This is a genomic window from Serratia sp. ASV30, from assembly GCF_016428815.1.
Taxonomy (GTDB): Bacteria; Pseudomonadota; Gammaproteobacteria; order Enterobacterales; family Enterobacteriaceae; genus Chania; species Chania fonticola_C.
Genome location: NZ_JAELTL010000019.1, coordinates 59106 through 82078, shown reverse-complemented (window position 1 = coordinate 82078; position 22973 = coordinate 59106). Strand labels below are relative to the sequence as shown.

General features: G+C 55.2%; 25 protein-coding genes. 1 reads left to right on the top strand and 24 read right to left on the bottom strand.

Annotation, left to right across the window (positions count from 1 at the left end; all coding sequences use genetic code 11):
• Positions 1–2: 2 nt before the first annotated feature.
• The 22 genes from JHD74_RS11090 to trmJ all read right to left on the bottom strand — a co-directional run bounded on the left by JHD74_RS11090 (position 3) and on the right by trmJ (position 20286).
• On the bottom strand, positions 3–227 hold the full coding sequence (locus JHD74_RS11090) for a zinc ribbon domain-containing protein (protein ID WP_021807182.1): 225 nt from the start codon (positions 225–227) through the stop codon (positions 3–5).
• A gap of 13 nt (positions 228–240) precedes the next feature.
• A complete protein-coding gene (locus JHD74_RS11085) occupies positions 241–1197 on the bottom strand; it encodes an AEC family transporter (protein WP_199062719.1) in 957 nt (318 codons plus the stop codon).
• Positions 1198–1301: 104 nt separating this feature from the next.
• Complete coding sequence (gene der / locus JHD74_RS11080) at positions 1302–2789, bottom strand: ribosome biogenesis GTPase Der (protein ID WP_024526997.1); 1488 nt, start codon at positions 2787–2789, stop codon at positions 1302–1304.
• A 157-nt stretch (positions 2790–2946) separates the two neighbouring features.
• Positions 2947–4128 carry an outer membrane protein assembly factor BamB gene (bamB, locus tag JHD74_RS11075; RefSeq protein ID WP_199062718.1) on the bottom strand — a complete coding sequence of 394 codons (1182 nt, stop codon included), beginning with the start codon at positions 4126–4128 and terminating at the stop codon, positions 2947–2949.
• 11 nt (positions 4129–4139) lie between these two features.
• Positions 4140–4760, bottom strand: coding sequence for a YfgM family protein (locus JHD74_RS11070; RefSeq protein ID WP_024526995.1), 621 nt, complete (start codon positions 4758–4760; stop codon positions 4140–4142).
• A gap of 13 nt (positions 4761–4773) precedes the next feature.
• Entirely contained in the window at positions 4774–6048 is a 1275-nt protein-coding gene (gene hisS, locus JHD74_RS11065; RefSeq protein WP_199062717.1) for a histidine--tRNA ligase, read from the bottom strand.
• Positions 6049–6169: 121 nt separating this feature from the next.
• Positions 6170–7291 (bottom strand): flavodoxin-dependent (E)-4-hydroxy-3-methylbut-2-enyl-diphosphate synthase, encoded by a 1122-nt coding sequence (gene ispG / locus JHD74_RS11060; protein ID WP_024484238.1) that lies wholly within the window; start codon positions 7289–7291, stop codon positions 6170–6172.
• Positions 7292–7338: 47 nt separating this feature from the next.
• Positions 7339–8319: a cytoskeleton protein RodZ gene (gene rodZ, locus JHD74_RS11055; protein WP_199062716.1), complete on the bottom strand. Its 981-nt coding sequence runs from the start codon at positions 8317–8319 to the stop codon at positions 7339–7341.
• Positions 8309–9058, bottom strand: coding sequence for a type IV pilus biogenesis/stability protein PilW (gene pilW, locus JHD74_RS11050; protein ID WP_199062715.1), 750 nt, complete (start codon positions 9056–9058; stop codon positions 8309–8311). Before pilW ends, rodZ begins: the two co-directional genes overlap by 11 nt.
• 98 nt (positions 9059–9156) lie before the next feature.
• Positions 9157–10344, bottom strand: a complete 1188-nt coding sequence (locus JHD74_RS11045) for a bifunctional tRNA (adenosine(37)-C2)-methyltransferase TrmG/ribosomal RNA large subunit methyltransferase RlmN (RefSeq protein ID WP_024484240.1) — start codon at positions 10342–10344, stop codon at positions 9157–9159.
• Between the two features lie 229 nt (positions 10345–10573).
• Positions 10574–10999, bottom strand: coding sequence for a nucleoside-diphosphate kinase (gene ndk, locus JHD74_RS11040; protein ID WP_004952077.1), 426 nt, complete (start codon positions 10997–10999; stop codon positions 10574–10576).
• Between the two features lie 180 nt (positions 11000–11179).
• Positions 11180–12016: an enhanced serine sensitivity protein SseB gene (gene sseB, locus JHD74_RS11035; protein WP_065686608.1), complete on the bottom strand. Its 837-nt coding sequence runs from the start codon at positions 12014–12016 to the stop codon at positions 11180–11182.
• 226 nt (positions 12017–12242) lie between these two features.
• Positions 12243–13538, bottom strand: a complete 1296-nt coding sequence (gene pepB, locus JHD74_RS11030) for an aminopeptidase PepB (RefSeq protein ID WP_199062714.1) — start codon at positions 13536–13538, stop codon at positions 12243–12245.
• A 243-nt stretch (positions 13539–13781) separates the two neighbouring features.
• Positions 13782–13982, bottom strand: coding sequence for a Fe-S cluster assembly protein IscX (gene iscX / locus JHD74_RS11025; RefSeq protein WP_021178855.1), 201 nt, complete (start codon positions 13980–13982; stop codon positions 13782–13784).
• 9 nt (positions 13983–13991) lie between these two features.
• The gene (gene fdx / locus JHD74_RS11020) at positions 13992–14327 is read right to left on the bottom strand and encodes an ISC system 2Fe-2S type ferredoxin (protein ID WP_021178856.1); all 336 of its coding nucleotides are present in this window, start codon (positions 14325–14327) and stop codon (positions 13992–13994) included.
• Between the two features lie 2 nt (positions 14328–14329).
• Positions 14330–16180: a Fe-S protein assembly chaperone HscA gene (hscA, locus tag JHD74_RS11015; RefSeq protein ID WP_199062713.1), complete on the bottom strand. Its 1851-nt coding sequence runs from the start codon at positions 16178–16180 to the stop codon at positions 14330–14332.
• Between the two features lie 34 nt (positions 16181–16214).
• On the bottom strand, positions 16215–16736 hold the full coding sequence (gene hscB, locus JHD74_RS11010; RefSeq protein ID WP_024529351.1) for a co-chaperone HscB: 522 nt from the start codon (positions 16734–16736) through the stop codon (positions 16215–16217).
• A gap of 68 nt (positions 16737–16804) precedes the next feature.
• Complete coding sequence (gene iscA / locus JHD74_RS11005; RefSeq protein ID WP_021178859.1) at positions 16805–17128, bottom strand: iron-sulfur cluster assembly protein IscA; 324 nt, start codon at positions 17126–17128, stop codon at positions 16805–16807.
• A gap of 52 nt (positions 17129–17180) precedes the next feature.
• Positions 17181–17567 carry a Fe-S cluster assembly scaffold IscU gene (iscU, locus tag JHD74_RS11000; RefSeq protein WP_004952090.1) on the bottom strand — a complete coding sequence of 129 codons (387 nt, stop codon included), beginning with the start codon at positions 17565–17567 and terminating at the stop codon, positions 17181–17183.
• A 24-nt stretch (positions 17568–17591) separates the two neighbouring features.
• Positions 17592–18806, bottom strand: coding sequence for an IscS subfamily cysteine desulfurase (locus JHD74_RS10995; protein WP_024529352.1), 1215 nt, complete (start codon positions 18804–18806; stop codon positions 17592–17594).
• 55 nt (positions 18807–18861) lie between these two features.
• Positions 18862–19356 carry a Fe-S cluster assembly transcriptional regulator IscR gene (gene iscR / locus JHD74_RS10990; RefSeq protein WP_021178861.1) on the bottom strand — a complete coding sequence of 165 codons (495 nt, stop codon included), beginning with the start codon at positions 19354–19356 and terminating at the stop codon, positions 18862–18864.
• A gap of 195 nt (positions 19357–19551) precedes the next feature.
• Positions 19552–20286, bottom strand: a complete 735-nt coding sequence (trmJ, locus tag JHD74_RS10985; protein ID WP_024529353.1) for a tRNA (cytosine(32)/uridine(32)-2'-O)-methyltransferase TrmJ — start codon at positions 20284–20286, stop codon at positions 19552–19554.
• 117 nt (positions 20287–20403) lie between these two features.
• Here trmJ and suhB point away from each other — a divergent pair, with 117 nt between their 5' ends.
• Positions 20404–21207: an inositol-1-monophosphatase gene (suhB, locus tag JHD74_RS10980; RefSeq protein ID WP_021178863.1), complete on the top strand. Its 804-nt coding sequence runs from the start codon at positions 20404–20406 to the stop codon at positions 21205–21207.
• 51 nt (positions 21208–21258) lie between these two features.
• Here the strand turns inward: suhB and JHD74_RS10975 are convergent, their stop codons facing one another.
• Positions 21259–22281: a nickel/cobalt transporter gene (locus tag JHD74_RS10975; RefSeq protein WP_024529354.1), complete on the bottom strand. Its 1023-nt coding sequence runs from the start codon at positions 22279–22281 to the stop codon at positions 21259–21261.
• The gene (locus tag JHD74_RS10970) at positions 22272–22940 is read right to left on the bottom strand and encodes a DUF1007 family protein (RefSeq protein ID WP_024529355.1); all 669 of its coding nucleotides are present in this window, start codon (positions 22938–22940) and stop codon (positions 22272–22274) included. The genes JHD74_RS10975 and JHD74_RS10970 overlap by 10 nt, the downstream gene beginning before the upstream one ends.
• Between the last annotated feature and the right edge of the window lie 33 nt (positions 22941–22973).

The window sequence follows — 22973 nt, the reverse complement described above, 5'->3', positions numbered from 1 at the left end:
GGTCATTCCACCGGTTGATAGCTGAACTTCACCCGCTTTTTGGAGATCAGCCCATGGCCATGCTGGCAGAGATAATCCACGGCACCACAGGCTTTCAGTTCTTGCAACGGTTGCCCGCAGTCGGGGCACTCGGCAAGCTGCCGGTAATCGCTGTTGCAGTCGTCACAATGATAGTGGCCATTCACCCAGCTCATCGGCTGGGCACAAACCGGACATAAGGCGTCCATCTTTCCTCCTGGTTTAAATCACGCCCCACGAGCGTAAGAAAGAGATCCCCAACGCGGTGGTAAAGAAGGATCCCACGGTGGTGATCGCAATAATATTGGCGGCCAACGTCGCGTTGCCCCCCATGGCACGCGTCATCACATAGCTGCCGGAGGCGGTTGGCGTCGCAGAGAACATAAAAATAATGCCGAGCGTAGCGCCCTCGAAACCGCAAAGCCAACCCCCAAACGTCATCAACACCGGCACCAAAAACAGTTTAGCCGACGAAGACAACGCCGCGACGTTGGAAGAGCGGAACATTGCCCGCAGATCGAGGCTGGCCCCGGTACACAGCAAGGCCAACGGTAATGACAGGCCTGAGATATAGCTGCCGGTCTGCTTGAGCACTGGCGCAATCCCCAACCCGGTCTGCGCATAGGCCAGGCCACTCAGCAGCCCCAAGATCAGCGGATTAGTCACGATACTGCGCAGCAATGACAAATGTTTGATCTTCTGCCCGTTGCCGCCTTGCAGGCTGCGCGTCAGGGTGATGACCGACAGCACGTTAAACAGGATCACCGTCACGGTCAGATACAGCGAGGCAATCGCGACGCCCTCATCGCCGTAGGCGGTCATAGCATAAGCCAGACCAACAATCGCGGTATTCGCCCGGAACCCTCCCTGTACAAACACGCCACGCTCGCGTGGCTCTTTCACCAGCCACTTGGCCGCGATCTCCAACAGCAAGAAGGTCGCTATCGTCCCTACCACACCGTAGATCACCAGAGCAAAATTATCGCGCAGTTGCGGATGGTTGGTGGCGATGCTGAAGAACAACAAGCAGGGCAGCGCCAGATTAAAGACCAGTTTGGTGGCCCCATCGATAAAGCGGTCGTCCATCAGCCGCCAGTGGCGCAGCAGGATCCCCAGCAGCATCATCAATAAGTTGGGTACGGTGACGCTAAAGGCAAAACTCCAGGTTTCCCAGGACATGAGCTTCCTTTACAGGGTCGGTGAAGAAGTGAGATTGGCAGATAATAGAACGGTTTAAGCAGGATAAAAATAGGGCGCGGTATCAATTCCACGCCCTACGATTGTTATTTTGACTTCTTCAGGTGGCTCATCAAGCGCTTGCGCTTGCGCATCTGATTTGGCGTCAAGGTGTTGCGCTTACCCGCAAACGGGTTCTCACCCTCTTTGAACTGGATGCGGATCGGCGTACCCATCACCTTGAGTGAACGACGGAAGTAGTTCATCAGATAACGTTTGTAGGAGTCGGCCAGATCGGATACCTGGTTACCGTGGATCACCACGATAGGCGGGTTATAACCCCCTGCGTGCGCGTATTTGAGCTTCACGCGGCGGCCACGCACCAACGGCGGTTGGTGGTCTTCGGCAGCCATCTGCATGATCTTGGTCAGCATCGAGGTATTTACGCGACGAGTAGCACACTCATAGGCTTCGTTCACAGATTCGAACAGGTTACCCACACCGCTGCCGTGCAGCGCAGAGATAAAGTGCACACGCGCAAAATCGACAAAGCCCAAACGCAGATCGAGCATCTCTTTCACGTGATCGCGATCTTCCTCACTCATGCCGTCCCACTTGTTGACCGCAATCACCAGTGAGCGCCCACTATTGAGGATAAAGCCCAGCAGCGACAGATCCTGATCGGAAATGCCTTCGCGGGCGTCGATCACCAACAACACTACGTTGGCATCTTCGATCGCCTGCAGCGTTTTGATCACCGAGAATTTCTCTACGGTTTCGGTAACCTTGCCGCGCTTGCGCACCCCGGCGGTGTCGATCAGCACGTATTCGCGCTCGTCACGCACCATCGGAATGTAAATGCTGTCGCGAGTCGTGCCTGGCATGTCAAACACAACAACACGCTCTTCGCCGAGGATACGGTTAGTGAGCGTCGACTTACCTACGTTAGGGCGGCCAACGATCGCCAGCTTGATCGGCAGATCCTGCGGGTTGAAGTCATCTTCCGGATCTTCATATTCACCCTCTTCCAGCTCACCGCTCTGCTCGGCCCAATAGGCGGCATTGGCTTCTTCTTCGGTCAGCTCGACTTCTTCCGGTTTTGCCGGAATGAACGGCACCAGCACGTGTTCAATCAGCTGCGTGACGCCACGGCCATGGGAAGCGGCAATCGCATAGACGTCGCCCAGACCCAAGGAATAGAAATCTGCCGTCGCGGTGTCCGGATCCATGCCATCGGTTTTGTTGGCAACCAGAAACGTCGCCTTCTGGCGATTACGCAGGTGCTGAGCAATCCCCTGATCGGCAGGCATCAGCCCGGCACGGGCATCGACCATAAACAGCACGATATCGGCCTCTTCGATCGCCAGCAGCGACTGACCGGCCATACGCGTTTCAACGCCATCTTCCGTCCCGTCAATACCCCCGGTATCGACGATAATAAATTCGTTGCCCTCAACTTCAGCACGACCATACTTGCGGTCTCGCGTTAGCCCGGGGAAATCCGCCACCAGCGCATCGCGCGTCTGTGTTAAACGGTTAAACAAGGTGGATTTACCGACATTCGGGCGCCCGACCAGCGCAACGACAGGTATCATGTTGAAGCCTCATTACTTAATAATCAATGCGTTACTATGCAGCGCAATAGACAGCAGCAGCATAGCTTAAAAATACGAAACGGCTCCTGGTATCAGGAGCCGTTATCCCATGAATCTTACAGACTGCACAGCCTGCGATCTATTGGGGCTAAAACGGTTAGCGAGTGAAGGCGTAAACCTTGCCGCCACGCGCCTGGATCAGCAGTTTGTCACCGGCCACAATTGGCGCGGACAGGAAGCCGGAGCTATCCACTTGCTGCTGAGCCACAAAACGGCCATCGGTGGTATTGATCCAGTGCAGATAACCTTCGGCATCGCCGACAACCAGGTAGCCGTTATACAACGCTGGTGCGGTCAGGTTGCGGTGCAGCAAATCGCTCTGACGCCACAGGTTAACACCACCTTCGGTATTCATCGCCACTACACGGTCATTCTGATCGACCACATAGATACGGCCTGCGTCGACGATAAAATCGTTCACCGAGCCCATATCACGTTTCCACATGATTTGGCCGGAGCGCAGATCCAGCGCCGCCATGTTGCCATTGTAACCCAAGGCATAGACCACGTTGTCAATAATCACCGGCGTGGTGTCTACGTCATTCAGGCGGTCGATCTCAGTCGCACCGCTTGGCTGGGAAATACGCTGCTGCCAGATCAACTGACCCTGCTGCATCAACACGGCGCTGACGCGACCGTTGTCACCGCCAACTACCGCTGCACCAAAGGCCGTTGCCGGAGCAGACTCACCACGCAGTGACAGTGAAGGGATATCCAGGTTGACCGTCCACTTGATGGCACCATCAGACTCGTTCAACGCTTGCAGTTGGCCGTTGGTGGTATGGATCAGCACCAGCCCCTCGGCGACCACCGGACGGGAAATCGCTTCACCCGCCACCTTGGTTTGCCAGGCGACTTTACCGTCTTCGGTATTCAGCGCATACACCACCGCTTTCTCACTGCCAACGTATACGTTGGAGCCAGACACCGTCAGGCCACCAGACAGCAGAGCAGGCAGGTTACTGGAGAAGAAGCCGGTTTTCTCGGAGACATCGGCCTTCCATTTTTCTTTACCGTCGGCCAGGTCCATCGCTTTCACCGTACCGCGACGGTCGGCAGCATAAACCGTGCTGTCCTGATAAGCCGGACGCAGGTGAGAGTAATACTCGCCAATGCCATCGCCGACTGACGTGCTCCACGCTTTGTTCGGCGTGAACTGATTTTCAACCTTTGGCAGCGGCGACATGGTAACCACGTCTTCTTCGCCACTAAACAGCGAGCAACCACTCAGCAAAGTCACGGAAACCAGTCCGACCAAGAGTGTTTTACGCAATTGCATGGGAATTCCCCTTAGCTGGACAAGTTATTCAATTTCATGCGCATTACTGCCGCAAGCGCCTGAGAAGCATTGGACTCGATGCCTTTGCTGTAAGCTTCGCGCGCACCTTTGCTGTCGCCTTTGGCCAACAGTACGTCGCCGCGTACGTCTTGCATCATCGCCATCCAACCCTCGCCTTTCACGCCATCCAGCGTTTTCAGCGCTTCATCCAGCTTTTTCTCTTGCAACTGAATACGAGCCAGACGCAGGTTTACCAGCGCCAGCAGGTTTTCATCTTTGGCATGGCCCTGTGCCACCACCAGTTGCTGTTCTGCCTTGGCGAAATCACCTTGTTCTGCAAAGTGTTTAGCCAAATCCAGAGCCGCGAACACGCCGTAGCTGTTGTCGTTCGCCTGGATAAACTTCTCTGCCGTTGCCACGTCTTCGGCTTTACCCGATGCCAGGGCAACGTCAACCTGTTGATAAGACTGTGAGGCAGCCATCATGCTGGAGGTCTGGTTGCTCTGCCAATAGCGCCAACCAACCAGGGCACCAATACCGAGCACCACACCCACAACCAAAGCTTTACCGTTTTCGGCAAAAAAGTTGCGCACGGCGTCAAGCTGTTCGTTTTCAGTGGTATAGACTTCCACGGTGTCCTTCTCCTTAACCTAACATCAAAGCCAGACGCGCAGCGACTTCGCTTTGCGCCAGCGTTTCTTGTTCACCACTGCGCAGGTCTTTAATCACCACCTGCTGTGCTGCGACTTCGTTCTCACCCAGGATCAGGGCGATACGCGCGCCCCACTTGTCCGCACGGGTGATCTGCTTTTTAAAGTTGCCGCCGCCATAGTTGGTCATCAATTTAATCTGCGGCGCAGCATCACGAACCAGCTCTGCCAGCAACATGGCCGCACTCTGGGTACCCGCCCCGCTCGATATGACGTACACGTCGATGGTGGCCGGTGCCTTGAAGTCCGGATTAACCGCCTGAACCAGCAGCACCAGACGCTCCAGACCCATGGCAAAACCAACCCCAGGGGTAGCGCGCCCACCCAGTTGCTCAACCAGGCCGTCGTAGCGGCCACCGGCACACACGGTGCCCTGAGCGCCCAGGCTGGTGGTGACCCACTCAAACACCGTGCGATTGTAATAATCCAGGCCGCGCACCAGGCGCTCGTTAACGGTATATGGGATACCGGCCTGAGCTAAAAGTTCACACAGCCCGGCAAAGTGGGCTTTGGACTCGTCATCCAGATAGTCGGAAAGACGCGGCGCATCGTTAAGCAGGGTTTGCACTTCTGGATTTTTAGAATCCAGCACGCGCAGTGGGTTGCTGTACATGCGGCGCTTGCAGTCTTCGTCGAGTTTTTCCTGATGCTGTTCCAGGAAAGCCACCAGAGCGTCACGATAGTTGGCGCGCGCTTCCAGTGAACCGATGGAGTTCAGTTCCAGATTGACGTGTTCGGCAATACCCAGCGCTTTCCACCAGCGGGCGGTGAGCAGGATCAGTTCGGCGTCAATATCCGGGCCTTGCAGGCCAAATACCTCAGCCCCTAACTGATGGAACTGGCGGTAACGGCCTTTTTGTGGACGTTCGTAACGGAACATCGGGCCGATATACCACAGACGCTGTTCCTGATTGTACAGCAGACCATGTTCGATACCGGCGCGTACGCAGCCAGCCGTTCCTTCCGGGCGCAACGTCAGGCTTTCGCCGTTGCGGTCCTCGAAGGTATACATCTCTTTTTCCACGACGTCGGTCACTTCACCGATGGCGCGCTTAAATAACGGGGTCTGCTCTACAATCGGCAACCGGATTTCGCTATAGCCATAGCCGCTCAGCACCTGCTTGAGTGTGCCTTCAATACGCTGCCACAGTGCCGTTTCTTCCGGCAGGTAATCGTTCATGCCGCGAATGGCTTGAATGTTTTTTGCCACGTGAGTTCTCTGTCCGTTTATATAAAATGGATCCGATTATAGGGACTTTGCCACCCGCTATTCAACGCAGATGCGCAATCCAGTCCTCGGATAAACAATCAGCGGGCCAATAGCCGCCGACTTATTCTTCCAGAAGATTGATCGAAATACGCTTGGATTCGTCCATCATGGCCGCTTTGGCCCGGATCTTAGCTTCCAACTGGTCAATCATCTGTTCGTTATCAAAACGCTCTTTCTGACGCACGCCGTCTTCGTAGAAGCCACTCTTCTTGTGCCCACCGGTTACCCCAATGGTCGACACCAGGGCTTCGCCCGGCCCGTTCACCACGCAACCGATAATGGACACATCCATCGGGGTGATGAGGTCTTCCAGACGTTGTTCCAACGCATTGACGGTGCCAATGACGTCAAACTCCTGACGTGAACAGGTTGGGCAGGCAATGAAGTTGATGCCACGGGCGCGGATGCGCAAGGACTTCAGGATATCAAAGCCAACCTTCACTTCTTCGACCGGGTCCGCCGCCAGCGAAATGCGTAGCGTATCGCCGATCCCTTCCGACAGCAGCATGCCCAGGCCAATGGCTGATTTTACTGAGCCACTACGTGCTCCGCCCGCCTCGGTGATGCCAAGATGCAAGGGCTGGTCAATACGGGCAGCCAGCAGCCGGTAAGACTGCACGGCCAGGAACACGTCGGACGCTTTCACGCTCACCTTGAACTGGTCAAAGTTGAGACGGTCCAGAATATCCACGTGACGCATAGCGGATTCCAGCAGCGCTTCCGGCGTAGGTTCGCCGTACTTTTCCTGAATATCTTTTTCCAACGAGCCGCCGTTAACGCCGATGCGGATCGGGATATTTTTGTCACGCGCACAGTCAACCACTGAACGGATACGAGATTCGTTGCCGATGTTGCCAGGGTTGATACGCAGGCAGTCAACGCCGTATTCGGCAACCTGCAGCGCAATGCGGTAATCGAAATGGATATCGGCCACCAGCGGTACGTTGACCTGCTGCTTGATCAGCCGAAACGCCTCGGCGGCGTCCATGGTGGGAACGGAAACGCGGACGATATCAACCCCCACGCGCTCCAGAGCCCGGATCTGATTAACTGTCGCTTCGACATCGGTGGTACGGGTGTTGGTCATCGATTGCACGGCAATCGGCGCTCCATCGCCTATAGGCACGTTACCGACGTAAATACGGGTGGATTTGCGGCGGTTAATGGGAGCTTGGTTATGCATCAGTTACTCTCCACTGCTGCTCTTTTATTCCGACAATAGCCGCGCAATTACTGCGCGGCAACGGTCAGACGAGCAACACGGTTTGACTTGACAAACCGGCTTAAATCGACCGGTTTACCCTGGAATTGGACCTGTACCGAAGCCGGTGCGCCAAGGGTCAGTTTAAACGGCGCCTTGCCAGCCAGATTCAGCCGGGAACCGCTTTTCTGGATGCCGCTGACCAAGGATTTCCCAGTCGCGTCAACCACCTGTACCCAGCAGTCGCCGGAAAAATCCATCACCAGCCCGTTGGCATCAGCCTCTGAAGCACTGACGCCAGCAGCACCGGTAGGCAACTGAGCCTGAGCGACTGGCACGGTCGATGTCGCATCCGGGATAGTAGCCTGGCTTGGTGCTACCACAGCAGGCTGTTGAGCCGCCTGAGGATCAAGCACGGCCGGGGCCTGTTGAGTCGTAGCAGCACTATTGGTTGACGGCGCAGGGCTGTTGTCTGGAACAACTGCCGATGCACCATTATCCACGTTACCGTCGGTCAATGGCACGGGCTGGCCTTCACCATGCTGAGACAACTGTGCGGAAGATTGATCCGCCATGGTGGCGATCTCTTCCTGCTGAGCCTTGTGATTCTGCCACCACCAGGCACCGGTCAAACCCACGACCACAAACACAATCAGCCAGGTAAAGCTCATCAGCCAGCCATCACGCTTTTTACGGCGCTTACCCAAAGAGAAGCTCTGCATCTGAGCCACCTTGGCCGCTCTCACTGGTGCCTGTTTTTCCATCATCGGCAACAGTTCATCTTCTGGCAAATGCACCAGCTTGGCATAGGAACGGATATAACCACGCACGAACGTTGAAGCCAGATCGGCAGACATATTGTCGTCTTCAATGTCGCGCACGGTAGACATTTTTAGGCACAGGCGTTCAGCCACGGCCTGTTGACTCAGCCCGAGTTGTTCACGAGCCTGGCGCAGGCGTTGACCTGTTGTCATAGATACGGTTTTATCTTGGGAATCTTCAGTATTCATTAGCTAAGAACTGCTGGTACTGTTTGGATTGTGGAAAACTTCGCGCTAGCTGTTTGCCATAGCGTTGAACGCTATCCTGACGGCCCGCTAACGCGGCGAAACGAATCTGTAACCATAGACTGTCGGCACTCGCCGGCAGAACATGTTGATAACTGTCCAATAAAAGTTGCGACTGCGCGCGCTTCCCTTCTCCAAATTGCTTTTCTGCTTCCACTAGTAGCGGAGCCCCCTTGTCCGGATCGATCTTCAGCGCTCGCGTTAATAACTTACGAGCTTCATCATTTTGACCGGCCTTGAGGAAACAGTAACCTGCGTTTTCCAGACTGTCGGCAACCTGGCCATATTCTGGCGCCAGTGCCGCAGCGCTAAACTGCTGTTGGGCCGGTACATACTGCCCTAAACTACAGAGAAACGCACCGTAATTATTCCATACGGTACCGTTACCCGGTGCAAGTTTAAGCGCTTGCTGATAACGCTGTTCAGCGGCGGCGTTATCGCCAATCCGCTGGTTGTAGAGTGCCATGCCCAATTGGGTACGATAATCCTGTGGGGCCGCATCGACCGCTTTTTGCAGATTCTGCCTGGCAGCCGGTAGATCGCCCTGGTTCAGATACTCCAGGCCCAGTTGTAACCGGGTCTGGCCTGCTGCCACCGCTGGCCCGTCGTGATCGGGTTGCGAGCTGGAGCAGCCCGCCAGCAAACTGGCCGCCAATATTACACCCCACAGTTTCAGCTTCATGCTTGCACTCATTTCCTTATCCGATGTTACCCGATCGCCTGAAGGATTGCTGCTCACATAACAGGCTGTTAGATAACAAAAAAATCATGCTATAGGATTCAGACCGCTCGTACGTTGATAGGTTCCCCGGCCATTTTCTTTTTCAGGGTACGCTTGGTACGATCGATCACCTCTCCCGCCAACTGCCCACAGGCAGCATCGATGTCATCGCCACGGGTTTTACGAACAATAGTCGTAAAGCCGTATTCCATCAACACCTTGGAGAAACGGTCGACGCGGCTGTTGGAGCTGCGGCCATAAGGTGCCCCAGGGAACGGGTTCCATGGGATCAGGTTGATCTTGCACGGCGTATCTTTCAGCACTTCCGCCAGTTGGTGCGCATCGTCGGTACTGTCGTTGATATGATCCAGCATCACGTACTCAACGGTGACCCGCCCTTGGTTGGCATTGGATTTTTCCAGATAACGGCGTACCGCTGCCAGGAAGGTTTCAATATTATACTTGCGGTTGATCGGCACGATCTCGTCGCGGATCTTGTCGTTAGGCGCATGTAGCGAAATGGCCAGAGCCACATCGATCATGTCACCCAATTTGTCCAGAGCGGGTACGACACCGGAGGTAGACAAGGTAACGCGGCGCTTGGACAGACCAAAACCAAAGTCATCCAGCATGATTTCCATCGCTGGCACCACGTTGGTCAGGTTAAGCAACGGCTCGCCCATGCCCATCATCACCACGTTGGTGATAGGACGTTGGCCGGTGACTTTGATGGCACCCAGGATTTTAGCGGCACGCCAAACCTGGCCAATGATTTCCGAGACGCGCAGGTTGCGGTTAAAGCCCTGCTGAGCTGTGGAACAGAATTTGCACTCCAGTGCGCAGCCTACCTGTGAAGACACGCACAGGGTGGCGCGATCGCCATCTGGGATGTAGACGGTTTCGACCTGTTGATCGCCCACCTTGATGGCCCACTTGATGGTGCCATCGGCCGAACGCTGCTCTTCTGCGACTTCCGGCGCACGGATTTCCGCAACGCGCTGTAATTTATTGCGCAGCACCTTGTTGATGTCGGTCATCTGCTCAAAATCATCGCAGCAATAGTGATACATCCACTTCATCACCTGATCGGCGCGGAAAGGTTTTTCACCCATATTGGCGAAGAATTCGCGCAATTGCTGACGGTTCAAATCCAGCAGGTTGATTTTGGCCGTAGCCGGTTGTTCCGTTTGCACGGTCAGGGAATTATTTTCAGACAAGGTATGCTCGGGCGCGATGGGTTCTAACATAATGATCTCTTAGCCTCGTTATTACACGTTATGGCTTGAAGGAGTGGAAAGTAAGTGTGTCATCAAAAGACACGCCCCAGGCAAGATAGCTTCCCTGGGGCGCGGCATTGTACAAATTTTAGTAGCGGGTTTCTACGTCTGAACGGCTTTCACGACATTTTTTATTGTATCTGCCGGTAAACACCGCTCTCACCAAGTGAAACCTACTTAACCCTAAAGACGGCGGGTATTAGCGTGGGCAGATTTCGCTTTCGTTAAAGAAATAGGCGATTTCACGCTGGGCAGATTCTACTGCGTCTGAGCCGTGCACGGCGTTGGCCGTGAAGCTGTCCGCATAGTCAGCACGCAGGGTGCCGGCCAATGCGTTGTCCGGGTTGGTTGCGCCCATGATGTCACGGTTACGCTGTACGGCGTTTTCGGCTTCCAGAACCTGAACTACGATTGGGCCAGAAGTCATGAACTCCACCAGACCGTCGAAGAAAGGACGGCCTTTGTGCTCAGCGTAGAAGCCTTCGGCCTGTTCGCGAGTCAGACGCAACATTTTAGATGCGATGATTTTGAAACCCGCGCGCTCGAAACGAGCATAGATAGCGCCGATGTCATTGTTAGCTACAGCGTTTGGTTTAATGATGGAGAAGGTACGTTCTACGGTCATGATGGCCTCTATTATGTCTTCCAAAACAGGCCGGGCGATAAGGTGAGGTGCCGGCCTTTCAAGTGGCGCAGATTATATGTGCGCTGTTAACGCTTGCCTACGGGAAAATCAACATTTCATTAAAAAAAAATTATCTTAATCCTCGATAGTCAGCGACAAATGGGATCCTGACCGGTCGGCTTACTGGGTTTTATCGGTCGATGGGATCATATTTCGCAGCCAACTGCCCCAGCGACGCTGATAGAAGGCCTGGGTATGGGTGATCAGGTAATGGCTCACGCCCCGCGCATTCTCTTCTACCAGGCAAAAATCGACTGGCTCATCGTTCGGCGCGGTTTCGCTGGCCACCATGCCGGCTTCGCTGATCAGGGCTTCAATCTCTGCCGGATCGCCATCCACTTCCAGACCCACTAACAGGTTCGGCTTCTCGTCTACGGCGCGATCGTGCATCAACGCCAGGAAAGCGCGGCGTACCGGTTTCCGCTGGCTGAACAAGGTCGTCAGCGCATCCACCATCGCCGCCGGATACTCTTCAGGCTGCCCCAGCAGCAACTGGGTTTCGGTATCGATATAGCGTTCCGCCGGTTTCACTACGCCACCGGTAGCCAACAGCATGGCGATCTCTGCTGGCAAGAATTCTTTGCCGTGGGTGCCTTTCGGGTTCAGGAACAGTTCGGCACCTTGGGTGATTTCAAACAGCACTCTAGCGGGCATGGCGATAAAGGGTTGCTCATCCTCCACCGCTTTTTGCAGCGCCTCCAACGAGGTGAAGAAAGGCACCACGCTGCTGCCATCCTGCTTTTCCCAGTGCTGAATGTTCACCGGCGTCTCGGCATTCAGCGTAATTTCACCGTCGTGCGGCACCTGCTCGCTGTCACCCAGAATGTAGACCGTTGAATCCAGCAGTTCGCGGAAAAACGCCGGGCGGTGTGCCGGTTCCGAGGCCGCCAGCCTCAGCAGGCGCTCAAGCTCGTTTTCGCCTGAAACGGCGTCATCATCATGATGGTGGGAACTCATTGCCGACTCCTCCTATGTATTAAGGGCTCAGCATGCTGAGCCCCTGGGAAAGTTTGGGATAATCGAGGTGAGAAGTTTTCCTGCTTCAGTGATCTTCCCCTCACCCTAACCCTCTCCCCAAGGAGAGGGGACTGTCCGTGCCACAATTTAATTCCGCCCTTCACCACGTCATCGTTTCAGCTCCCTCTCCCTTTGGGAGAGGGTTGGGGTGAGGGGCAAATACAGGTTACTTGGCTTTGCTCAGCAACAGGTTGGCCAGCGTACGCACGCCCAGACCGGTTGCACCTGCTGACCACTGATCCACGGCACCTTTGCGATAGGTGGCAGAACAGTCGATATGCAGCCAACCCTGTTGATAATTCTGCACAAAGTGCGACAGGAAGGCCGCTGCGGTACTGGCACCAGCGGTGTAAGCCGGGCCCGCAACGTTGTTCAGTTCAGCAAAGTTTGACGGTAACTGGCTGCGGTGGAATTCCGCCAGCGGCAGACGCCAGAACGGCTCATGCTCTTCATCCGCACTGGCTAACAGCTCTTGCGCCAACGCATCGTCAAAGCTGAACAGCGCGTGGTAATCATTACCTACCGCCGTTTTGGCCGCGCCGGTCAAGGTCGCACAGTCGATGATCAACTGCGGGTTTTGTGCGCTGGCATCGATCAGGCCATCGGCCAACACCAGACGCCCTTCCGCATCGGTATTCATCACTTCAACCGTCTTGCCATTGCGGTAGCGAATAATGTCGCCCAGTTTAAAGGCGTTACCGCTGACCATATTGTCTGCACAGCACAGGTACAGTTTGACACGCTGCTGCAAGCCGCGTGCCACGGCTAATGCCAATGCGCCAGTGATGGTAGCCGCACCGCCCATGTCGGACTTCATCGAGTCCATAAACGCGCTCTGCTTGAGGCTGTAGCCACCGCTGTCGAAGGTGATACCTTTACCTACCAGGCAGGCAAATACCGGTGCATCCGGGTTGCCCGTCGGGTTAAAGTCCAGCGCCAGCAGCACCGGGGAACGGTCGGAACCCCGGCCAACGGTATGAATACCGGCGTAGTTCTGCTCGCGCAGGTCTTCACCTTTGGTGATACGGTAGCTGACGGCATCGCAACCAACAGCACACATCAGATCAACCGCGCGGGTTGCCAGTTGCTCTGGCCCCAGCTCTTCCGCTGGCATATTGATGGTGTCACGCACCCAATCGACAATCTTCAGGCGCTGTTGCAGCTCTTGGCTTTCCGCTTCCGGCAGCTCGGCCCATTCAACGCTACGCTGCCCTTTCGGCCCGCGAAAGCCCTGCCAAAACGCCCAGCTGTTTTCCAGGTCCCAGCCTTCCCCGGCCAGTTTTACTTTCTTGATGCCCTGGCCATCGATCCTGCGTGCCGCGCGCTGGATCAGGCCCAGTTTGCCGGTTGCGGTCAGATGGATGGTAATGCCTTGGTCATTGGTGCTCAGCAGCGCCTTTTCACCCCAGCGCGCATCGGCGGGTTGCTGGGATAGCGTGATCTGCATGATTTCGGTTCTCATAGCCTTACTCCGGATTCCCCCCTTCATTCTTCACTCTATCAAGCGAAATTCATTGGGGATTTTTATTGTATACCCTATGGATTTCAAGTTGCAGCCAGGCGACAAGCTATCTCAGCCTCAGGAGCTTACTTTTGGGTAAGTGACTGGGGTGAGATCGCGCAGGTAACAACGCTGCAGCTTGAAAGACGACGGGTATGTCGGATACAAAATAAACGGGCTGCCTATGGCAGCCCGTCATGCTATTTACTCTGCTTCATCTAACCAGACCAGCAGGATCGCTTCCAGTATTTTTTCATTGGAAGCCTGCGGTTCGTCATCAAACTCTTCCAGATCGCAAATCCACTGGTGCATGTCGGTGAAACGCACGGTTTTAGGATCGGTATCTGGATAGGCGTCGTACAGGGCTTCGCCGATTTCGCGGCTGTCTGTCCACTTCAGTCCCATTCTTATCTCCTAGTGCTCGCGCGCATGGTTAACAGTGTAACGCGGCATTTCGACTACCAGATCGTCTTCGGTGACGCGGGCCTGGCAGCTCAAGCGGCTTTCCGGCTCCAGCCCCCAGGCTTTGTCCAGCATGTCATCTTCCAGCTCGCTGCTTTCGGCCAGGGAATCAAACCCTTCACGCACGATGCAGTGGCAGGTGGTACAGGCGCAGGATTTCTCACAGGCATGTTCAATTTCAATACCGTTACGCAGTGCGACATCGAGGATGGTTTCCCCAACTTCCGCTTCCAGTACTGCCCCCTCTGGGCATAGATCTTGATGGGGCAGGAAAACAATTTTCGGCATGGTTAAACCTCATCCACAGAATGGCCAGCCAGCGCACGGCGAATGGAGGCATCCATGCGGCGCGCGGCAAAATCTTGGGTTGTTGCATCGACTCTTTTTATTGCAGCCTCGATCGCTGCAGGATCGGAGCCTTGCATCTCTTGCTGGAGCTCGGCTACCGCGTTATTGATAGCCAGGCTTTCTTCGTCACTCAGCAGAGCAGCATCGCTCGCCAGTGCACCTTGCAGGCTTTCCAGCACGCGGGAAGCTTCTACCCGTTGCTCCGCCAGCTTGCGAGCACCGACATCGCTTTGCGCATTGGCCATCGAGTCCTTCAACATGCCGGCAATTTCGGCATCGGACAGGCCATACGAAGGCTTGACCTGAATAGAGGCTTCGACGCCGGTGGATTTCTCCATCGCCGTCACGCTCAGCAGGCCATCGGCATCTACCTGGAAGGTCACACGAATATGTGCCCCACCGGCAGGTAACGGCGGCAAGCCACGCAGCGTAAAACGTGCCAGCGAACGGCAATCTTGCACCAGTTCACGCTCGCCTTGCAGCACGTGGATCATCATCGCGCTCTGACCGTCTTTAAAGGTGGTGAACTCCTGCGCACGCGCCACCGGAATGGTGGTGTTACGCGGGATCACCTTCTCAACCAGGCCACCCATGGTTTCCAGACCAAGCGAAAGTGGGATCACGTCCAGCAGCAGCATTTCGCTATCTGGTTTATTACCCACCAGGATATCCGCCTGAATAGCAGCACCGATCGCCACCACCTTGTCCGGATCGATCGACGTCAGTGGCGTGCGGCCAAAGAACTCGCCCACCTGTTCGCGTACCAATGGCACTCGGGTTGAGCCGCCCACCATCACCACTTCCAGCACCTCTTCGGCACTGACGGCGGCATCTTTCAGCGCGCGGCGGCAGGCCATCAGGGTACGTTTCACCAGCGTGGCAATCAGCGTTTCGAACTGTTCGCGGGTCACTTCCCCCTGCCAACCAGCGATATCGACCGTGGTGCTCTGCGCATCGCTCAGGGCGATTTTGACCGCAATCGCGGCATCCAGCAATTGACGTTGCACACCATGATCGCGGCGATCGCTAATGCCGGCCTGTTCACGCAGCCAGTCCGCCAGCAGATGATCGAAGTCATCGCCACCCAATGCGGAATCACCGCCGGTAGCCAGCACTTCGAACACGCCACGGCTGAGGCGCAAAATGGAAATATCAAAGGTGCCGCCGCCCAGATCGTAAACAGCGATCACCCCTTCTTGACCCGAATCCAACCCGTAGGCGATAGCCGCGGCGGTCGGTTCGTTCAACAGGCGCAGCACGTGCAGGCCAGCCAGACGCGCAGCGTCTTTGGTGCCTTGGCGTTGAGCGTCGTCGAAGTAGGCAGGAACGGTGATCACTACCCCATCAAGTTCACCTTCCAGCGCCGCTTTGGCGCGGGTAGCCAGTGCCCTGAGGATATCGGCAGATACGCCAACCGGGTTAACCAGGCCTGCGGCGGTCACGATCATCGGCAAGCCGTTGTCGCTGGCCTGGAACTGATACGGCAGGTTTGGATAGCGTTGTTGCACGTCCGCCAAAGAGCGGCCCATCATGCGTTTGACAGAGCTGACCGTATTGACCGGATCTTGTGCCGCCTGTGCACGAGCACTCCAGCCAACCTGATGTTCGGTGGCCTGATAATGCACCACGGAAGGCAGCAGATAGCGCCCTTCAAGGTCAGCCAGCGTCTCGGCTTGGCCGCTACGCACCGTAGCCACCAGCGAGTTGGTGGTCCCCAGATCAATACCGGCAGCCAAGCGGCGCTGATGCGGCGCAGCCGTGAGGCCAGGCTCACTAATTTGTAATAAGGCCATTTACAGAGCTTCCAAAATCAAGATCAAGAATCTATTACTCAAAACCCAGCAATTTTTCTTCGAGTTGTTCAATCTGTTGCTGGAGCTTGTCCAAAAAGCGTAGCTTGCGCACGGTATCGGCAGCCTGTGACCACTGCTGATCATCCAGCTCCTGCACCATCTGCGCACTACGCTGCTTGAAGGTCTTGTTCAGGCGCGTGGCGAAGGCAGCCAGTGCGTTTTGCGCATCCGGCGAGCGTTCAATGGCATCAAGCTCTTCACGCAGCTCCAACTGCTCCATCAGGAACGCGGTGTCGCGCAGGGTATGTTGCTCGTTGCCCAAATCAAAGCCGTGCAAAGATAACATATACTCGGCACGTTTTAACGGGTGCTTCAGCGACTGATAGGCTTCATTGATGGTCGCCGCCTGCTGTAACGCCATCAGGCGTTCACGCTCCGGTTGGAGGGCATGACGATCGGGGTGGAATTGGCGCTGCAAATCTTGATAGCGTGAGGTAAGCAAGCTGCCGTCTACGCTGTAGCGGACCGGCAACCCGAATAAAGTAAAGTAATCCATAGCGTGCTCGGGGCGTTATCGTGATGATTGAGGTTCCCCCGTGGTTCACGGGGGAGCACGATGGACTGTCAGACGTTAAAGCTTTCGCCGCAGCCGCACTCGCTTGAGACGTTCGGGTTGTTGAACTTGAAGCCTTCGTTCAGACCTTCCTTGACGAAATCAAGCTCGGTACCGTCCAGATAGACCAGACTCTTGCCGTCAATGATCACCTTGACGCCTTTGTCTTCAAAAACGATATCATCGTCGTTCGTTTCATCAACAAATTCGAGCACATACGCCATTCCGGAACAGCCGGAAGTTCGCACGCCCAGACGCAGGCCGAGACCTTTGCCACGGTGGTCCAAAAATGCCTGAACCCGCTGCGCGGCGCTGTCGCTCATGGTAATCGACATAACAACCTCTTCAATCTTAGCCCACAAGGCGGGCTAACTGACTCAATAATAACTACTTGGCGCTGTGCTTGCTCTTGTAGTCGGCGATCGCTGCTTTAATGGCGTCTTCGGCCAGAATTGAGCAGTGAATTTTAACCGGAGGTAACTCCAGTTCTTCGGCGATCTGGGTATTTTTGATCGCTTCGGCCTGATCAAGAGACTTGCCTTTCATCCATTCGGTCACCAGCGAACTGGAAGCGATGGCGGAACCGCAGCCGTAGGTTTTGAAACGGGCATCTTCAATAATGCCTTCGTTGTTGACCTTGATCTGCAGCTTCATCACGTCGCCACAGGCTGGTGCCCCTACCATTCCGCTACCGACGGTAGGATCTTCGTTATCAAACGACCCTACGTTACGCGGGTTTTCATAATGATCGATTACTTTTTCGCTGTAAGCCATGACGTTGCTCCTGGATGCTGAGAATTAATGATGTGCCCATTCGATGCTGTTGATATCCACGCCCTGTTTGAACATGTCCCACAGTGGGGAGAGATCGCGCAGACGGCCAATGGATTTACGCACCAACGAAATGGTGTAATCGATCTCTTCTTCCGTGGTAAAACGCCCCAGGGAGAAACGGATCGAGCTGTGCGCTAACTCATCACTCATACCCAGTGCACGCAGCACATAGGAGGGTTCAAGGCTGGCAGAAGTACAGGCAGAACCTGAAGAAACCGCCAAGTCTTTCAACGCCATGATCAGCGACTCACCTTCAACATAGTTGAAGCTGACGTTGAGAATGTTCGGTGCACCGTGTTGCAGATCGCCGTTCAGATACACTTCTTCCATATCTTTCACGCCGTCCCACAGACGATCGCGCAGGATGCGCAGGCGTGCCATTTCGCTGGCCATTTCTTCTTTGGCGATACGATAGGCTTCACCCATGGCAACGATCTGATGCACTGGCAGGGTACCGGAACGCATACCGCGCTCATGGCCACCGCCGTGGATCTGGGCTTCGATGCGGATGCGCGGCTTACGCTGCACATACAGGGCACCAATGCCTTTCGGGCCATAAATCTTGTGGCCGGAGAAGGACATCAGATCCACTTTCAGCTTGCTCAGATCGATAGGCAGTTTACCTACGCTCTGGGTCGCATCGACGTGATAGATGATGCCACGCGCCCGGCACATTTCGCCGATGGCGGCGATGTCCTGCACCACGCCAATTTCGTTATTCACGTGCATGATGGAAACCAGGATGGTGTCTTCACGCATCGCGGCTTCGAGAACCTGGAGATCGATGATCCCGTTGCTCTGCGGTGCCAGATAGGTGACTTCAAAACCTTCGCGCTCAAGTTGGCGGCAGGTATCCAGCACGGCTTTATGTTCGGTTTTACTGGTGATGATGTGCTTGCCTTTCTTCTGATAGAAGTTGGCAGCACCTTTGATCGCCAGGTTATCGGATTCGGTAGCCCCAGAGGTGAACACGATCTCACGCGGGTCCGCGCCAACCAGCTCAGCGATTTGGTTACGGGCGATATCAACCGCCTCTTCCGCCTGCCAGCCGAAACGGTGGGAACGGGAGGCCGGGTTACCGAAAGTGCCGTCCAGGGTCAAAAACTGCATCATCTTCTCGGCAACACGCGGGTCGACGGGGGTCGTGGCCGAGTAGTCCAGATAAATCGGTAATTTCATTGCTCTTGTACTCCGTACATCACTTCCAAAAACCAATAAATTAGTCGTCAGCTGCTTATGCGCGCAGATTAACGTTGATCGTTTCTTGCAGACGACCGTTGGCCGTGCGGCGCGTATCACTATTTTGACGGTCTGCCACGTCCAGCACTTCCTGGTTGTTCACCAGTTCGGCCAGCGTAATATTGTTCAAGAACCCGCTGATGCGCTCGCTCAGATCGCGCCACAGGGTATGGGTCAGGCAACGATCGCCTCCCTGGCAGCCTTCTTTACCCTGGCAACGGGTTGCGTCTACTGATTCGTCGACTGCGGAAATCACCGCACCTACGGCGATAGCGTCTGCGTCTTTGCCCAACAGGTAACCACCGCCTGGCCCACGCACGCTGGCCACCAGGCCATTCTTACGCAGACGGGAAAACAGTTGTTCCAGATAAGAGAGCGAGATACCTTGGCGTTCGGAAATATCCGCCAGTGGTACCGGCCCTTCCTGGGAGTGTAATGCCACGTCGAGCATGGCAGTTACTGCATAACGGCCTTTGGATGTCAGTCTCATAGCTAATTGGTTACCTGTTGGTCAAACATGGGCCAAATTCTGACATTCCCGAGTAAATCAGTCAACTATTTAACCTACTAATTTACTCAAGTATTCGTGCTTTTCGTGCGCTTTGCTATCCGATGTATATAAAATACACCTTATAACCCACAGATAAGCAATACTATCTTGCCTAACTGCGGGCGACAGCAAAAATTAATTACCTTGCTGTTTATCCTGTTTCTCGATCGAGGTCAGCATACCACGCAAGATATTCAGCTCCTGCGCTTCCGGGCGTGCTCGGGCAAACAGGCGGCGTAAACGGTTCATCACCTGCCCTGGATGGGCGGCGCGTATAAAGCCGGTGCGCACCAGCGTCTGCTCCAGATGCTGATAGAAGCGTTCAATATCATCCACCAGAGGATACGGTGACTCTTCCACCGGTGCGGCCTCTGCCTGCTGGCGATCGAGGAAGGCAACGCGGACCTCATACGCCAGGATTTGCACCGCCATGGCCAGATTCAGCGAGCTGTAATCCGGGTTGGCAGGAATGGCGACATGATAATGGCATTTCTGTAATTCGTCATTGGTTAGCCCAACGCGTTCACGGCCAAAGACCAACGCGACCGGCCCCTGCTCGCCTTCCTGTACCGCACGCACGCCACATTCGCGAGGTTCCAGCATCGGCCATGGGAGGGTGCGCGAACGAGCGCTAGTGCCTACCACCAAGCGGCAACCCGCAATGGCTTCATCAAAGGTATCGACAATCGTGGCGTTGCCAATCACATCGCTGGCGCCAGCGGCCAGGGCGATCGCCTGGGAATCGGGTTTCACCAGCGGATTGACCAGATAAAGGTTGGTTAACCCCATGGTTTTCATGGCACGGGCAGTAGAGCCCATGTTGCCAGTATGAGAGGTTTCAACCAGAACAATGCGGATATTGTGCAGCATACAAACTCTGAGCGTTGCGGAAAATCGTAGCATCCTAACACAGTCGTAGGTATTTTGCCGAACACCTGCTATACTTCGCGCCGTTTCCTGTTCTTTAACATCCTGTGGAAGATACCCATGCATCCGATGCTGACTATCGCCGTGCGCGCTGCGCGCAAGGCTGGCAACCTGATTGCCAAAAATTACGAGACTCCAGACGCTGTAGAAGCGACACAAAAAGGTTCTAACGACTTTGTCACTAACGTCGATCGCGAGGCTGAGCGTCTGATCATCGAAATCATCCGTAAATCTTACCCGAAACACACCGTTATTGGTGAAGAGTGCGGTGAGTTAACCGGTGAAGATCAGGATGTACAATGGGTGATTGATCCACTGGATGGCACCGCCAACTTCATCAAACGTCTTCCACACTTCTCCGTTTCCATCGCCGTACGCATTAAAGGCCGTACCGAAGTGGCCGTGGTTTACGATCCAATGCGCAACGAACTGTTCACCGCCACCCGTGGCCAGGGCGCACAGCTCAATGGTTACCGTCTGCGCGGCACCAATGCCAAAGATCTGGATGGCACCATCCTGGCGACCGGCTTCCCGTTCAAAGTCAAACAGCACGCACCGGCTTACATCAACGTACTGGGCAAACTGTTCACCCAATGTGCCGATTTCCGTCGTACCGGTTCCGCCGCGCTGGATCTGGCCTACGTTGCCGCTGGCCGCGTTGATGGTTTCTTTGAGATTGGTCTGAAGCCTTGGGACTTTGCTGCTGGCGAACTGCTGGTACGTGAGTCTGGTGGCCTGGTCACCGACTTTGTTGGCGGGCATAACCACTTCAGCTCTGGCAACGTGGTTGCCGGTAACCCGCGCGTGGTGAAAGCATTGCTTTCCAACATGCGTGAAGAACTGAGCGAAGCGCTGAAGCGTTAAGAACTCAGATGAAAATCAAGGCGCTGCATTTGCAGCGCTTTTTTTATGTCATCAACGGGCAAAAGGCCGTATCCCGCCACCAAATTCCGGCTGAGCGCTGACGTACAGCAGCACACCGGCAAACAGCAGAATTAACCCTCCGGCTAACGCCAACGCCCCCCAAGCAACCGCACTCCAGGCCGCCGGTGCGCGCTGGCGGCTGATGCGTATCGCCAGCTTACGGCTGTAATGCACCAACAGCGCCAACCCGGAAATCGTGATCGAGGTACCCAGAGCCATGGCAAGTGCCGACAACACGCCCCAGGTAAAAACGCCGATCACTTTAGAAAACAGCAAGACCAGGATCGCCCCGGAGCAAGGCCGCAGCCCCATGGCCAGCACAATCGCCGTTTTGGTGCGCCAATCATTGCCGGCTTGCAGTTCCTCATCGCTCGGCAAATGCCGGTGGCCACAACCACAATTCGCGCTATGTACATGATCGGCAGGCAGAGGCTGCAAGCTGTTGATGCGCAGCGCAGGCCGAGGCCGCATGGCTTTCACCGCCATAAACAAACGCTTTAACGCCCGCCAACTGAGCAAGACACCGAGCAGGATCACCAGAATAAAACTGCCCTTCTCCAGCCAGAAACTACTTTGATGCAACTGCCGGGAAGAAAGTTGCAGCACCACCAGCACTAGCGTGACCAGGGCAATCGCGACCAATCCCTGCACCACGGAGGCGGCAAACGTCAGCTTCAGGCTGCTTTTCAACCGTGCCGGGTGGGTAGCCAGATAGGTGGCGATCACCACTTTACCGTGGCCCGGCCCCAGGGCATGCAACACGCCATAACCTAAACTGAACAGCATCAGCGCCACTCCCGCTTGCTGGGGAGCCGCCTTGACCTGTTGCAGCAAGGCCGCCATTTCCTGATGTAGCCCTTTCTGCCACACCACGCTTTGCATCAACAGCTGCGGCCAGTAATGCCAAACCCACTGAGCCACCGCCACCAGCAGAATGAAGAACAGCAACAACGGCCATAGGCTGAAGGCCCAATGGCGCTGAGGTTTACTGGTCTGGTTGAGGTTTACTGACATGTTAACGTCACCCGCTGGGCAAACTGTTGCCCTAATGCCATATCTTCACCGGGCGAGTCGTTCTTATCGAGAGACAATGCGTAGGCTTGTAATGACGAATCGGGCTTTGGCGTCACCAGGCTGAATTTGCATTGCTCTGCCATCTCTGGCGGCAGATGCAGCGCCTTTTGATCCTGATAGGTCATGTCCACAAAATAGGTGGGATCGTAGGTGGCAATCTCAAAGGGTTTCCCCACCAGCGGCTGTGGCTCCGCCAGCGGCAACACAAACTCCAACACGGCTTTATGGCCCTGCCGGGATAGATGGTATTCGGTTGGCAGGTTGAGGTATTTCACCGGTTTGCCTGCGCGGTAAATATCGGTGAAATAGTGCTGCCCGAGGACGTTAGCCATCACTTCCGCCGCCAGTTTTTTCCAGACTTCTGAATCGCTGTTGGCATTTTCTGCGTCATACAGCAGATCCGCCGAGGTGATCTCATCCATTACCCAAACCATTTTTAAACCGGTCAGCTTCTGATCCTTAGCCACAAAGGTGGTGTTCATATCGATAAAACTGTGTGGGTGGGCCAGTGCCCCCATGCTGAACATCATGACCAAGCAGGCCACCAGGACGCGGAGTTTCATCCTCCAAGCATACTTTTTATTGTTATAATATAACATCAACAAAACCTCAACCGGCGTTAACAAGCCGAA

Coding starts and splice junctions, on each gene's coding strand:
- iscU (WP_004952090.1), bottom strand. CDS start 17,567: ATGGCTTACAGCGAAAAAGTAATCGATCATTATGAAAACCCGCGTAAC.
- suhB (WP_021178863.1), top strand. CDS start 20,404: ATGCATCCGATGCTGACTATCGCCGTGCGCGCTGCGCGCAAGGCTGGC.
- iscX (WP_021178855.1), bottom strand. CDS start 13,982: ATGGGACTGAAGTGGACAGACAGCCGCGAAATCGGCGAAGCCCTGTAC.
- rodZ (WP_199062716.1), bottom strand. CDS start 8,319: ATGAATACTGAAGATTCCCAAGATAAAACCGTATCTATGACAACAGGT.
- hscB (WP_024529351.1), bottom strand. CDS start 16,736: ATGGATTACTTTACTTTATTCGGGTTGCCGGTCCGCTACAGCGTAGAC.
- sseB (WP_065686608.1), bottom strand. CDS start 12,016: ATGAGTTCCCACCATCATGATGATGACGCCGTTTCAGGCGAAAACGAG.
- pepB (WP_199062714.1), bottom strand. CDS start 13,538: ATGAGAACCGAAATCATGCAGATCACGCTATCCCAGCAACCCGCCGAT.
- iscR (WP_021178861.1), bottom strand. CDS start 19,356: ATGAGACTGACATCCAAAGGCCGTTATGCAGTAACTGCCATGCTCGAC.
- JHD74_RS10975 (WP_024529354.1), bottom strand. CDS start 22,281: ATGTCAGTAAACCTCAACCAGACCAGTAAACCTCAGCGCCATTGGGCC.
- trmJ (WP_024529353.1), bottom strand. CDS start 20,286: ATGCTGCACAATATCCGCATTGTTCTGGTTGAAACCTCTCATACTGGC.
- JHD74_RS11085 (WP_199062719.1), bottom strand. CDS start 1,197: ATGTCCTGGGAAACCTGGAGTTTTGCCTTTAGCGTCACCGTACCCAAC.
- ndk (WP_004952077.1), bottom strand. CDS start 10,999: ATGACCGTAGAACGTACCTTCTCCATCATTAAACCAAACGCTGTAGCT.
- hscA (WP_199062713.1), bottom strand. CDS start 16,180: ATGGCCTTATTACAAATTAGTGAGCCTGGCCTCACGGCTGCGCCGCAT.
- JHD74_RS10970 (WP_024529355.1), bottom strand. CDS start 22,940: ATGTTATATTATAACAATAAAAAGTATGCTTGGAGGATGAAACTCCGC.
- iscA (WP_021178859.1), bottom strand. CDS start 17,128: ATGTCGATTACCATGAGCGACAGCGCCGCGCAGCGGGTTCAGGCATTT.
- JHD74_RS11045 (WP_024484240.1), bottom strand. CDS start 10,344: ATGTTAGAACCCATCGCGCCCGAGCATACCTTGTCTGAAAATAATTCC.
- bamB (WP_199062718.1), bottom strand. CDS start 4,128: ATGCAATTGCGTAAAACACTCTTGGTCGGACTGGTTTCCGTGACTTTG.
- der (WP_024526997.1), bottom strand. CDS start 2,789: ATGATACCTGTCGTTGCGCTGGTCGGGCGCCCGAATGTCGGTAAATCC.
- JHD74_RS10995 (WP_024529352.1), bottom strand. CDS start 18,806: ATGAAATTACCGATTTATCTGGACTACTCGGCCACGACCCCCGTCGAC.
- JHD74_RS11090 (WP_021807182.1), bottom strand. CDS start 227: ATGGACGCCTTATGTCCGGTTTGTGCCCAGCCGATGAGCTGGGTGAAT.
- fdx (WP_021178856.1), bottom strand. CDS start 14,327: ATGCCGAAAATTGTTTTCCTGCCCCATCAAGATCTATGCCCAGAGGGG.
- ispG (WP_024484238.1), bottom strand. CDS start 7,291: ATGCATAACCAAGCTCCCATTAACCGCCGCAAATCCACCCGTATTTAC.
- pilW (WP_199062715.1), bottom strand. CDS start 9,058: ATGAAGCTGAAACTGTGGGGTGTAATATTGGCGGCCAGTTTGCTGGCG.